General features: G+C 66.1%; 11 protein-coding genes. 7 read left to right on the top strand and 4 right to left on the bottom strand.

The annotated features are described in order from the left end of the window. The first annotated feature begins 69 nt into the window (after positions 1-69). The 5 genes from OB916_RS11490 (at position 70) to OB916_RS11470 (ending at position 6,076) form a co-directional block, all read left to right on the top strand. The gene (locus tag OB916_RS11490) at positions 70-1,905 is read left to right on the top strand and encodes a rhomboid family intramembrane serine protease (protein ID WP_315909439.1); all 1,836 of its coding nucleotides are present in this window, start codon (positions 70-72) and stop codon (positions 1,903-1,905) included. Between the two features lie 77 nt (positions 1,906-1,982). Further along, positions 1,983-2,729, top strand: coding sequence for a DUF5518 domain-containing protein (locus OB916_RS11485; RefSeq protein ID WP_315909438.1), 747 nt, complete (start codon positions 1,983-1,985; stop codon positions 2,727-2,729). A 123-nt stretch (positions 2,730-2,852) separates the two neighbouring features. Then, the gene (locus tag OB916_RS11480; protein ID WP_315909437.1) at positions 2,853-4,040 is read left to right on the top strand and encodes a redox-regulated ATPase YchF; all 1,188 of its coding nucleotides are present in this window, start codon (positions 2,853-2,855) and stop codon (positions 4,038-4,040) included. A gap of 195 nt (positions 4,041-4,235) precedes the next feature. Continuing rightward, positions 4,236-5,240, top strand: a complete 1,005-nt coding sequence (locus OB916_RS11475) for an ABC transporter ATP-binding protein (RefSeq protein ID WP_315909436.1) — start codon at positions 4,236-4,238, stop codon at positions 5,238-5,240. Continuing rightward, positions 5,237-6,076, top strand: a complete 840-nt coding sequence (locus OB916_RS11470) for an ABC transporter permease subunit (RefSeq protein WP_315909435.1) — start codon at positions 5,237-5,239, stop codon at positions 6,074-6,076. Before OB916_RS11475 ends, OB916_RS11470 begins: the two co-directional genes overlap by 4 nt. Positions 6,077-6,169: 93 nt before the next feature. Here OB916_RS11470 and OB916_RS11465 read toward each other — a convergent pair whose 3' ends face one another. Next, on the bottom strand, positions 6,170-6,922 hold the full coding sequence (locus OB916_RS11465) for an SAM-dependent methyltransferase (protein ID WP_315909434.1): 753 nt from the start codon (positions 6,920-6,922) through the stop codon (positions 6,170-6,172). A 131-nt stretch (positions 6,923-7,053) separates the two neighbouring features. Here OB916_RS11465 and rtcA point away from each other — a divergent pair, with 131 nt between their 5' ends. Then, positions 7,054-8,079 carry an RNA 3'-terminal phosphate cyclase gene (gene rtcA, locus OB916_RS11460; protein WP_315909433.1) on the top strand — a complete coding sequence of 342 codons (1,026 nt, stop codon included), beginning with the start codon at positions 7,054-7,056 and terminating at the stop codon, positions 8,077-8,079. 21 nt (positions 8,080-8,100) lie between these two features. Here rtcA and OB916_RS11455 read toward each other — a convergent pair whose 3' ends face one another. Together OB916_RS11455 and OB916_RS11450 are read right to left on the bottom strand one after the other, a co-directional pair. Continuing rightward, a complete protein-coding gene (locus OB916_RS11455) occupies positions 8,101-8,667 on the bottom strand; it encodes a flavodoxin domain-containing protein (RefSeq protein WP_315909432.1) in 567 nt (188 codons plus the stop codon). A gap of 86 nt (positions 8,668-8,753) precedes the next feature. After that, entirely contained in the window at positions 8,754-9,860 is a 1,107-nt protein-coding gene (locus OB916_RS11450) for a bactofilin family protein (RefSeq protein ID WP_315909431.1), read from the bottom strand. Positions 9,861-9,942: 82 nt separating this feature from the next. On the opposite strand from OB916_RS11450, the gene OB916_RS11445 reads away from it, so the two are divergent. Next, a complete protein-coding gene (locus OB916_RS11445) occupies positions 9,943-10,308 on the top strand; it encodes a hypothetical protein (protein WP_315909430.1) in 366 nt (121 codons plus the stop codon). Between the two features lie 238 nt (positions 10,309-10,546). Here OB916_RS11445 and OB916_RS11440 read toward each other — a convergent pair whose 3' ends face one another. Continuing rightward, the gene (locus OB916_RS11440) at positions 10,547-10,960 is read right to left on the bottom strand and encodes an Lrp/AsnC family transcriptional regulator (protein ID WP_315909429.1); all 414 of its coding nucleotides are present in this window, start codon (positions 10,958-10,960) and stop codon (positions 10,547-10,549) included. Between the last annotated feature and the right edge of the window lie 86 nt (positions 10,961-11,046).

Here is an 11,046-nt window from a genome sequence, read left to right as displayed (position 1 = left end):
GTCTCAATAAACGTTGTGGACGCGGAACGACCGAACCATTGATACGATCTGTCGCCCTCGGAACATCTGATGGTTTCGCTCTCTGTCGCCGCCCTCCTGGTGACCCTGGCCGTCGCCGTCGGTGCGGTGTCCTATTACGACGGGTGGCAGCGATGGCGTGGGCTCACAGACGGTCGGCTCGTCTATGGCGTTCCGTGGGGAACGCTGATCGCAGTCGCGCTGGTCACGGCGTTTTACCTGCTGGCCCAGGGCGGCCTGGCCCACTGGGACGATCCACTGACGCTCCCCTTCGTCTCGTGGTCGTACTTCTACCCGTTCGGCGTCGTGACTTCGGGGTTCGCCCACGGCTCGCCCGCCCATCTCGTCAGCAACATGACTGGGACGCTGGCGTTCGGGCTCGTCGCCGAGTACGCGTGGGGACACTACCCGCCATCGCGACGCGAGCGCGATTCGCTGCTGGCCACCGACGGTAGCTGGCGGTACCGGCCCGGCGTGCGGATCGCGCTCGTGCCGGCCGCGATGTTCGCCGTCGCGCTCCTGACGGGAATCTTCTCGCTGGGGCCGGGACTCGGGTTCTCTGGTGCGGTTTTCGCGGTCGCGGGTTTCGCAGTCGTGCTGAATCCGTGGGCGGCCGTCGGGGCCGTCGTCGGTTCGAGGGCGCTCGATACCCTCTATCAGGCGTTCGTGAACCCGGTGGTCACGGGATCGATCTCACCCAGCGGGCCGTCGCCGCCGTCGTGGGCGTCGATCGCGTTTCAGGCACACATGCTCGGGTTCGTCGTCGGCGCAGTAGTGGCGATCGGGCTGCTCCGCTCGCGCCGGCGGCGGCTCTCTCCTTCGACGCTGTTTCTCGGTACTGTCGGGTTCGGCCTCGCGCTGTCGCTGTGGCTGCTCGTCTGGCCCGGCGAGGACGTCTTCTACCTGTATCGCGCTGCCGGCGTGGTCGTCGTCCTCGTGCTGGCCGGACTGGTGACGGTCGCGGTGGCCGGCAGCGACCGCTCGATCCCCCGTCCGCTCGCGATCGGCTGGCTGCTCCTCCTCGCGCTCCCGTTCGCGTTGTTCGTCGGGGTGCTCGCACTCTCGCTGGTGGTTTCGATCTCCGGGCTCGTCCCGGAGATCGCCGGCCTCGCGCCGATCATCGCGCTGGTCGTCCTCGCAGTTGTCATACTCGCGGCTCCCGCGGTTCCGGCCGCCGTCTGGGGGCGGGATACCCGGTGGGCGACCCATCGGAACGTCGCGTTGCTCGCTCTCGGGACGGTCGGACTCCTGTTGATCGTTCCGGGTTTGCTCTACGGACCGATTACGGTCGACGCCGGCTCGGTGACCGACACGGGCGAGGTCACGGTTGGCGACTACCTGGTGACCTACGAGGAGAACGTCACCGGCGGACAGACCCTCGTCTTGCTGGACGTCGAGAACGCCACTGACGTAACTCACGACGGACTGATCGTCGCCAGCGAATCCCGGAGCATCTGGACTATTGCCGAACGGAAGCCGTCCGTCGCTTTCGATGGGGAAGCGAGCGTCAACGTCGGCGGGCTCGGCTGGCGCGAAACCGTCCGCGCCGAGCGGACGGGCTGGGACGTCACCGGCAACGAATCGGCCTACGCCGTCGATCTGACCGTTGACGGCGAGACGACCCGATCGTTCACCACTGATCCGGTGCAGGCCGACGTTCGGGTCGACGACCACCGGGTCGCGGTCGTCCCTACTGACGACGGGTTCGGGGTGCGCGTCACCCGGGACAACGCGACGGTCGGCACAGTTGCGATCCCTGAAGCCGGCGAGACCGCGACGGTGGGACCGCTGACGATCCGGACCGAGGACGACCGCGGATCGACCGCCGTCGTGGTCGCCTCCGACGGGACGAGCGTGACCGTCGCCGAGAAGGAGACCTACGACTAGCGTCGGTCTCCTCCCTCGCCTGTTGTGCCACTATCTGTCACTGAATCTATATCTACTCTGGGCGCGTCGGTAGTGGTATGTCAGCATCGACAGCGGAGACGACAGTACAGCAGCGCCGACCGGACGAGCCCCTGGCTCGATTCGTCGAGTGGTTCGTCACCGGCATGCTCGTTCTCGGCGGCCTGGCGGTCGCTGCCATCGGACTGGCCGTCTACGGGGGCGCCGATCGAGCGTGGATCGCACAGCTCGTCGCAGAGGGGCGAATCGAGTCGACCGAACTCACGAACGCCGAACTGATCGACGTCACCTACGCCCTCGCGTGGTGGCTTGGCATCGGATTGCTGGTCACGGGCCTCCTGCTGGTCCTCGGCGGGATCGGGTTCCTGGCGTATCGCCGCCGCGCTCGGGCGCGCCACGCGGAACACCACGAGGCGGACAGCATCGCGTCGCCCGACACTCTGACGAACGCCGTCGCCGGCGGTATCGTGACTGTGCTCACGTCGTTCGTGCCGTTCTCGCCGGTCGTCGGCGGGCTCGTCTCGGGATACCTCCAGGCGACCGATCGGACGGACGGCATCCGCGTGGGGGCCTACGCCGGGCTGGTCGTCGCCGCGCCGCTCGTGTTGCTGTTCCTGTTCCTCGTCGGCGCTGCTGCCGTCGTCGCCACGGAACTGTCCCTGGCCGTGCCGGCACTCGTCGGTATCGCCGGACTGACCGTCGGCTTGCTCGTCGCAGTCGCGTACCTCGTGGCGCTCAGCGCGCTCGGCGGGTATCTCGGGGTCGCGGTGAGCGAGCGAACGACCGACGCCGACGCTGGGCTCTGATCGCGGCTCCGCAGAACTGTTTCTCACATTCTTTGCGCGAGATCTCATCCCGTGTGTGGGACTTACACTCGCTGAGCGATCGTTTCCGAACGTTTTACTCTCGGATTCGACTCTGGTTCGCCAATGAGCTATCGGATCGGTCTCGTGGGCAAGCCCTCGGTGGGCAAGTCCACGTTCTTCAACGCCGCGACGATGAACGACGTTCCCGAAGGGGCCTATCCCTTCACGACGATCGACCCCTCGGTGGGTGAGGCGTACGTCCGCGTCGAGTGTGCCGCCCCGGAGTTCGGCCACACCTGCACGCCAAACCACGGCTACTGTGCCGACGGGGTTCGGTTCGTCCCGACGAAACTGGTCGACGTGGCCGGACTCGTCCCCGGTGCCCACGAGGGGAAGGGGCTGGGCAATCAGTTCCTCTCGGACCTGAACGAGACCGACGTGCTCGTCCACGTCGTCGATTTCACCGGCGAGACTGACCTCGAAGGCGAGCCGACCGACGATCACGATCCACGGGAGGACATCGACTTCCTGGAAAACGAACTCGACATGTGGTATCTCGACGTCCTGGAGAAGGGGATCGATCGCTACCACACGGGCTATGACGGCGCGGAACGGGAGATCGAGGCCGATCTGGCCGAACAGCTGTCGGCGTTCGGGATCAGCGAAGACGAGGTCAAGCAGGTGATCCTCTCGCTGGATCTGGCCCTCGATCCCGACGCCTGGGACGAGGCCGACCGAGAGGCGCTGGCCCGGGAGATCAGGATCCGGACCAAACCGATGGTGATCGCGGCCAACAAGATGGACACCGAGGCCGCACAGGACAATTGGGAGCGGGTCACGTCCGATCCCGACTACGAGCATCTCACGTTCGTTCCGGTCTCGGCCCACGCCGAGAAGGCGCTGAAACGGGGTGACGAGCAGGGCGTACTCGAGTACCGGCCCGGCGACGGGGACTTCGAAGTGACTGCGGACCTCCCCGAGGAGAAAGCCGCCGGGCTCGAACGGATCCGGGAGTTCGTCGACGCCTACGGCGGCACGGGCGTCCAGGAAGTCCTCGAGACGGCGCTGTTCGAGCAACTCAGTGCGATCGCGGTCTTCCCGGGGGCGAGCAGTCCGCAGGACGATGGCACGTTCCTGCAGGACTGTTTCGTCCTCCCGGACGGCTCGACCGCCGAGGACTTCGCGTATTTCCTCCACACTGACATCGGCGACGGGTTTCTCCACGCTCACGACGTCCGCTCGGGCCGGCAGGTCGGTGCTGACACGAAGCTCGATCATCGCGACGTGATCGAGGTCACGACGACGAACTAGGGACAGCCGTCTCGGATCCCGGCACTCTGCCGGGGCGTCGGTCGGCCCTGCGAGCCGGGGTAGTGATCGGCCCGCATCCCATCCGGCTGGGGTCGGCCCGCATCCCGAAACCGATTGCGCGCTGGAACTCGGAAATCCCATCCGTGATATCATCACTCAGTATGCATTTATATACTAACAAGTAGTCTCTATGGTATGAGATCTGCTATTGAACTCACAGGTTTGACCAAGCACTTCGGCGACGTGGTCGCGCTCGACGGCGTCGACCTCACCGTCGAAGAGGGCGAGATTTTCGGGTTCCTCGGGCCCAACGGGGCCGGCAAGTCGACGACTATCGACACCTTGCTGGACTTCGTTCGCCCGACGGCCGGCTCCGCGCGCGTCCTCGGCATGGACGCCCAGGCGGAGAGTCTGGAGATCCGGCGTCGCGTCGGCGTGCTGCCGGACGCCTACCGCGTCTACGACCGGTTGACCGGTCGCCAGCACGTCCAGTTCGCGATCGACTCCAAGAGGACCGACGACGATCCGATGGCCCTGCTCGAACGCGTCGGGATCGCCGATGCCGCCGACCGGAAGGCCGGCGGCTACTCCAAGGGGATGCGCCAGCGGCTCGTCCTCGCGATGGCGCTGGTCGGCGAACCCGACCTGCTGATCCTCGACGAACCGTCGACCGGGCTGGACCCCAACGGTGCGCGCGAGATGCGCCGACTCATCCGCGAAGAGGCCGAACGCGGGGCGACGGTGTTCTTCTCCAGTCACATCCTCGAACAGGTCGAGGCGATCTGTGATCGCGTCGCGATCCTCAACGAGGGGAAGATCGTCACCGTCGACACCATCGCCGGACTTCGCGAGAGCGCCGGCTCCGCGACCGAGTTGACGATCACCGTCGACGCCGTTCCGGATGCGGCGCTGGACGCGTTAGACGCCCTCGATGGCGTCCAGGGCGTGGCCGCGACCGACCGTACCATCACCGTCACGATGGGGGCCGGCTCGAAGACGGCGATTCTTGACGCGATCGAGTCCGCCGGCGCCGAAATGCTCGACTTCAGGACTAGCGAGACCAGCCTGGAAGAGCTGTTCGCGACGTTCACGACCGTTGCGGACACCGACGAGACAGCCGCGGAACTGGACGACGAAGCAGCGACCGAGCACCCCGATGAGACAGACGACGCCGCGAACCCCGCGGAGGTAGCGCGATGACCTGGGCTGTCGTCGCTCGCAAGGACTTCGCCGACGCGCGACGCTCTCGCTCGCTGTGGGCGCTCTCGGCAGTGTTTCTGCTGCTGGCGGTGCTGTTCGCCAGTCTCTACGCATTCGTTCCGGAGATATCGAGCGGTTCAGAACTCGATTCGATCGGGCTGCTGGGCTTTCTGGCGTCGCCGATCGCGCTGTTCGTGGCCGTCGCGTCGCTGGTGATAGCCTACAAGTCCGTCGCCGGCGAGACCGAGTCCGGCTCCGGCAAGCTCCTGCTGGGCCTGCCGAACTCCCGGCGTGACGTCCTTGTCGGGAAAATCCTGGGCCGCACCCTCGTGCTGGCCGTGCCCGTCGTGGTCGGCCTCGTCGCGATGCTGGCCGTGATCTTCGCCGCGGACGTTTCGTTCGCGCCGGTCGATTACGCCCTGTTCGTCGCCGTGACGCTGCTGTTCGTGCTGGTGTACATCGCCTTCTTCGTGGGCGTCTCCGCCAGCACGGCCTCGACGACCCGTGCCGCGACGATCAGCGTCCTCGCGCTGGTGATCCTTGAGTTCGCCTGGGACTTCGTCACCATCGGTACCTGGTTCGTCCTCAACGGCTTCCAGGTCCCCGACGGACTGTTCACGAACGACCTCAGTGCGATGCCTGACCTCGTCGCTGCTCTGGCCAGTCTGCCGCCGAGCGCGGCCTACATGAACGCCGTCGCTGGCGTTCTCGGGAACTCCATGACCGGCGGTGGCGCGTGGTTCCTCTCGAACTGGTTCAGCCTGATCGTCCTGGCGCTGTGGGCTATCGTGCCCGCCGCAATCGGCTACCGTCGGTACAGTCGGGCCGATCTCTAGGGACTGCTACGACGATCTCATACGGATTATCGTACCGATTTACCGCTCCGACCGCCCCGCGGTCGATGCGGAACAGACGGACAATAATCCGTCTCAGTCTCGTTTTTCGCGGAATACGAACACTCCCCAGCCGAAGTAGCGCCGCCCGTATTCGAGGTAGTTGCGGCGGCTGTCGTCCCGGTGTTCTCGAACGGCGTCGGCGTCGGGGTCGTCGGGATGCTCCCGGAGCCAGTCCGAGACCGTTTTCCACTGCGTCGCTTCGTATCTGTCCCACGTGTCCGCGTTCGCGAGGACCATCTCGACGAGTTCGAACCCCACGTCCTCGGCTCGCTGCTGCAGCGTCGCCAGCGTTCCGAACCGTTCGCTGTCGCCGTCAGCGCAGGCCTCCACTGCTCCGGGTGGCGGCTCTTCACGCCAGTAGGGCTCTCCGACGAGGACGAGACTCGATTCGTCTCTCGTGGCCCTCGAGAGCAACTGCAGTGTCCCCTGGAAGCCACCTCCGATCCACGACGCGCCGAGGCAACTCGCCACGTCCACCTCGTGGTCGGCAACCTCGTACTCGGACGCGTCCGCCTCGATGAACGTGAGTTGCTCGGCCACGTCGAGCTCCGTGGCCCGGTCACGCGCGTCAGAGACGAACGCGTCGTGTACGTCGACCCCCGTTCCCGAGACGCCGTGCTGGGCTGCCCACTGGCAGAGTAGCTCTCCTTTGCCACAGGCGAGGTCGAGCATCGTCGTCCCCTCGGAGACGTCACAGACGTCGGCCAGGAGCGACAGCTTCTCCCGGGAAAACGGGTTCTGTATCCGGCGGTCGGCTTCGGCGATTTCGAAGACTCGAACCGTCATTTCTCCGCTCATCTCACAGCAATATAATAAATCTTCTGAGACGCTGGCACGTGCGGAGGCGCGCGACATGCGCTTTCGAGCGTGTCCGCGGTCAGCGAATCCTTTCACCCTGGCCCCCGATAGCTACGGATATGCTCACGATCGACGGCTCGGACGGTGGGGGACAGCTCCTGCGGACGAGCCTCTCGCTCGCGGTGATTACCGACACGTCGGTCCGGGTCGAGTCGATCCGTGGCTCGCGGCCGGAACCCGGACTCAAGCCCCAGCACCTCGCGGCGGTCGAGTTGCTCGCCGAGTACTGCGACGCCGACCTCGAGGGAGCGTCCCTCGGATCGGAGGCGCTCGTCTTCGAGCCTGGCGAGACGCGCCGGCACGCGCTGTCGGTCGAGATCGAGACCGCCGGGAGCGTGACGCTCCTGCTCGATGCCGTCCTGCCACTGGCGACCGTGATCGACGACCCGCTCACGGTGACGGCGACTGGGGGAACTGACGTCAAGTGGTCGCCGCCCGTGGCATATCTCCGGCACGTCAAACTCCCGTTGCTCGCCCGGTTCGGGCTGGACGCCGAACTCGAGGTCGGCCGGATCGGGTTCTATCCGAAGGGTGGCGGAGAGGTGACGCTCCGGCTGTCGCCGTCGTCGCTGTCGCCGATCGAACTCGACGCGCGTGGCTCGCTGCGGGCGGTCGACGTCTACTCGACGGCCTCGGCGGATCTCGAAGACAGCGACGTGGCGGATCGCCAGGCCGATCGCGTCTTCGAACGACTCGACGCGGCCGCTCTCCCGCCCGGGGAGCGAACAGTCAGGTACGTCGAGACCGGTTCGACGGGGTCGTCGCTCGTGATCCGGGCACGCTACGACCGGACGCTCGCCGGCTTCGACGCGCTCGGCGAGCCCGGCCGCCCCTCCGAGACCGTGGCCGATCTGGCACTCGAGGACTTCGAGCGGTTCCGCGAGACCGACGCGGCCGTCGACCGACACATGGCCGACCAGCTACTGGTGTTTCTCGCGCTCGCCGGCGGTCGCGTCGGTTGTCCGGCGGTCACCGACCACGTTCGGACCCACCGCTCGCTGCTCTCGGAGTTCGGTTACGACGTTACTCTCGAATCAGAAGACGGGACCGCGGTACTCTCGTCACCGGTCGATTCTGCGGAGTGACCTCTTCCGGCAGTGTCGAGCTCACTTGTCGGGCGCGGTCGCCCCGGTTCGTCCCTCGACGAACGCTGCGAAATCGTCCGCGAACGCCTCGACCTCCGGCCAGTCGGTATATTCGTAGTCCTGCGAGGTGTCGGTGTCTCCGGTCGCTTCCGCCGCGATTCGCTTGAGCATCATCCGCTTGAGGAAGCCGTACTTCGAGTAGCGCAACGCGCCGCCGAACAGGCCGATCCGGTCCGGCTCGAACCCGGTCTCTTCGACGAACGTGTCGGCATACGACGCGGCCTCGGCTCGCCGTTCCTCGTCGTCGGTCGCCGAGGACAGCGACACCTGGAAGAACCCGGTCGGTCGCTCTGACAGCGCTGCTCCGTGATCCGTGACGAACTCGGCGACGGCCGGCTGGTGTTTGCCGACGTGGATCGACGACCCGACCAGTACGGCGTCGAACGCCGCCACGTCGTGTTCACCCCCGCCGGAAACGTCCAGTGTCGTTGCGTCGTGCCCGCGCTCGCCGATCGTCTCGGCGATCCGTTCGGCGACCTTCGCTGTCTGTCCCTCGCTGGTTCCGTATGCTATCAGGAACGATGCCATACTACGTGTACGACGAGTAACATGATAAAGCCGCATCGTCGCATGTCAACACGCCCCGACGGTCTCGCCGGTGATTCCGGTCTCGATCAGATCGCGCCGGCGTCGCTCTCGTCGGTCTCCATCGGTGACTCGACTGCTGGCTCGGGTTCCTCACTGTCGCCGCTTCCGCGCCGGAGCTCGACCAGCACGAGCGCGATCGCGCCGAGCCCGAGCAGGAACGTCGCGAGACTGATCAATCCGCCCAGGATCGGGATTCGGCCGAGGAGCCCGAAGCCGACGATACCGACGACGAGCGCCAGCCACCGGTTGTCGACGTCGGCCTGGCGGAGTGCCCACGCGGCGACCGCGATCCGGCCGTACAACAGCGCCACCCACGCCAGCAGCGCGAACGCGACGAACCCCGCGATTGTCAGCGGAATGCCGATGATCGTGACCGCGAGCAACACGAGTCCGATCGGGATCCCCAGCATCGCGAGGACGCCGACACCTGCCGATTTCGCCGGCTCGTCGCTGACCGTCTCGTCGATACGCCGGGAGAAGCCGGGCAGTACCGCGAGCAGGGCCGCCCCGAGCACGAGATTGACGAGGATCGCGTAGCCGGTGAACAGCCAGCCCGGCACGTCCGGCAGGTCGAACCCGCCCGTTCCGAGACTGGAATCGGCGATGATCGATCCGCCGACCGTGGCTCCGTCGTTCGTGAACGTCGCGTCCGCGGCGTATCTGACGTCTCCACCGACGTTTGCCGTCTCTGCCAGCCGGACCGAATCCGCTCCGAGCTTCGCGTCACCGCCGACCGTCCCTGCGATAAGTATCGATCCGGAACCGACGTTCAGGCTCCCGTTGATCACGCCGGTCCGCGCAAGCGAGAACGAGCCCGTGCCCACGTCGACGTCGCCGTTCACTTCGCCGGCGATCGTGAGGCTTCCGGCGGCCGTCGAGACGTCACCGGTGACCACGCCCGACTCCTCGATCACGACCGATCCAGCGGCCCCGTCGAGGTTCCCGTCGACCGTCCCGCGGACGATGATCGTCCCACCGAACGCTGACAGCCCGTCGACGGTCTCGCCGTCTTCGACGACGATGGTGCCGCCACTGCGCGTCTCGGCTGCCGCGACTCCGGAGAACGTCCCGGTGACAACTGCGATCGTTAGCAACAGTACGATACCCCCTCTGACCGCTTCCTGTCGCCGCATACTTCCGGCGTTCACTCGCAACTGTAATAAAATAGATTGTTTTTGCCCTAGATATACGGCAGTGCTCGACGAACTGTGCTTGATGCGCATCCGAACGACGCTGGCCGCACTCGGCGCGGGCATCACAGTCGCGCTCCTGGTTGCAGTCTTTCTGATCGAGGCACTCCCCTACGAGTTCTCGGCGATCATCGGCCTGCCGGTCGGGCTCCTGGCAGGGGCTGGAGCTGTGTCGCTGGCCGGCCGGCGCTACGGGCGTTTCGGACCAACAGCCCGGAGCTTCCTCGATGGGATGGCTGGATTCGGGCTCACGGTCGTGGCCCTGCTGGCCGTCGCATACGTCGACTTCGCCGGCCTGGGATCGCGGATCGACCTCGCGACGCTCGTCGGCGTCGCGCTCGTCGTGGCCGTCGCCGTGACTGTCTTCTCCCGGGCTCAGTCCCGCGATTGAGCAGCCGGATCACTGTACTGCTCGGATCAGACCGAGGAGTTCGTCCCGGTAGCCGCTCGGATCGATCCCGGGGCGTTCGCCCTCGACAGCGTCGAGCAGTGCGTCCAGTCCCCCTGGTCGGGGCTCGCTCTTTTCGAGATTCTCGCTCCCACCGGTCGCTCCGAATCTCCCTGCTCGCGGTTCCCTGTGTCACCGCTCGCTGTTTCGGGACTCCTCACTGCGTTCGGCGTCCCGCTACTCACCCAACGCGCTCGTCGAGGATTAACCTCGTCTTCGTATTCACTACTTCCTCCAACTCCCGGGCCCGTCTGATGAGGTCGTTCACGCCGGCGGTGTCGGCACAGTCGACGACGAGCACGATGTCCTCTTCGCCACCGACCTGCCAGACGAAGTCCACCTCGTGCCACTCCGCGAGGCGCTCGCTGACCTCGCTGGTGTCGACGTTGACGTCCACGCGGAGCTCGATCATCGCCTTGATATTGCCCGTCCGGGTCGCGACGGTGAAGCGCTCGATCACGCCGTCCTCGACCAACTGCTCGACCCGGTTGCGGACGGTCCCCTCCGAGGTTCCCACGTCGTCCGCGATCTCTGTGTAGGGTGTCCGGGCGTCCTCTCGGAGAATCCCGAGGATCTCCCGGTCCAGTTCGTCCATCGAGGTGTGTATCTTCCCGGGGTCGTCACTTGAGTATTACGAATTTCGTAACGGAGCTTCGAAAGCAACGCTTATCTGCCGGTCTT

It is taken from the genome of Halapricum hydrolyticum (assembly GCF_025517535.1).
Lineage (GTDB): Archaea > Halobacteriota > Halobacteria > Halobacteriales > Haloarculaceae > Halapricum > Halapricum hydrolyticum.
Note: the sequence above shows the minus strand (reverse complement) of the source record. Positions and strands in the feature narration are given on the sequence as shown.

Coding starts and splice junctions, on each gene's coding strand:
- OB916_RS11490 (WP_315909439.1), top strand. CDS start 70: ATGGTTTCGCTCTCTGTCGCCGCCCTCCTGGTGACCCTGGCCGTCGCC.
- OB916_RS11485 (WP_315909438.1), top strand. CDS start 1,983: ATGTCAGCATCGACAGCGGAGACGACAGTACAGCAGCGCCGACCGGAC.
- OB916_RS11480 (WP_315909437.1), top strand. CDS start 2,853: ATGAGCTATCGGATCGGTCTCGTGGGCAAGCCCTCGGTGGGCAAGTCC.
- OB916_RS11475 (WP_315909436.1), top strand. CDS start 4,236: ATGAGATCTGCTATTGAACTCACAGGTTTGACCAAGCACTTCGGCGAC.
- OB916_RS11470 (WP_315909435.1), top strand. CDS start 5,237: ATGACCTGGGCTGTCGTCGCTCGCAAGGACTTCGCCGACGCGCGACGC.
- OB916_RS11465 (WP_315909434.1), bottom strand. CDS start 6,922: ATGACGGTTCGAGTCTTCGAAATCGCCGAAGCCGACCGCCGGATACAG.
- rtcA (WP_315909433.1), top strand. CDS start 7,054: ATGCTCACGATCGACGGCTCGGACGGTGGGGGACAGCTCCTGCGGACG.
- OB916_RS11455 (WP_315909432.1), bottom strand. CDS start 8,667: ATGGCATCGTTCCTGATAGCATACGGAACCAGCGAGGGACAGACAGCG.
- OB916_RS11450 (WP_315909431.1), bottom strand. CDS start 9,860: ATGCGGCGACAGGAAGCGGTCAGAGGGGGTATCGTACTGTTGCTAACG.
- OB916_RS11445 (WP_315909430.1), top strand. CDS start 9,943: ATGCGCATCCGAACGACGCTGGCCGCACTCGGCGCGGGCATCACAGTC.
- OB916_RS11440 (WP_315909429.1), bottom strand. CDS start 10,960: ATGGACGAACTGGACCGGGAGATCCTCGGGATTCTCCGAGAGGACGCC.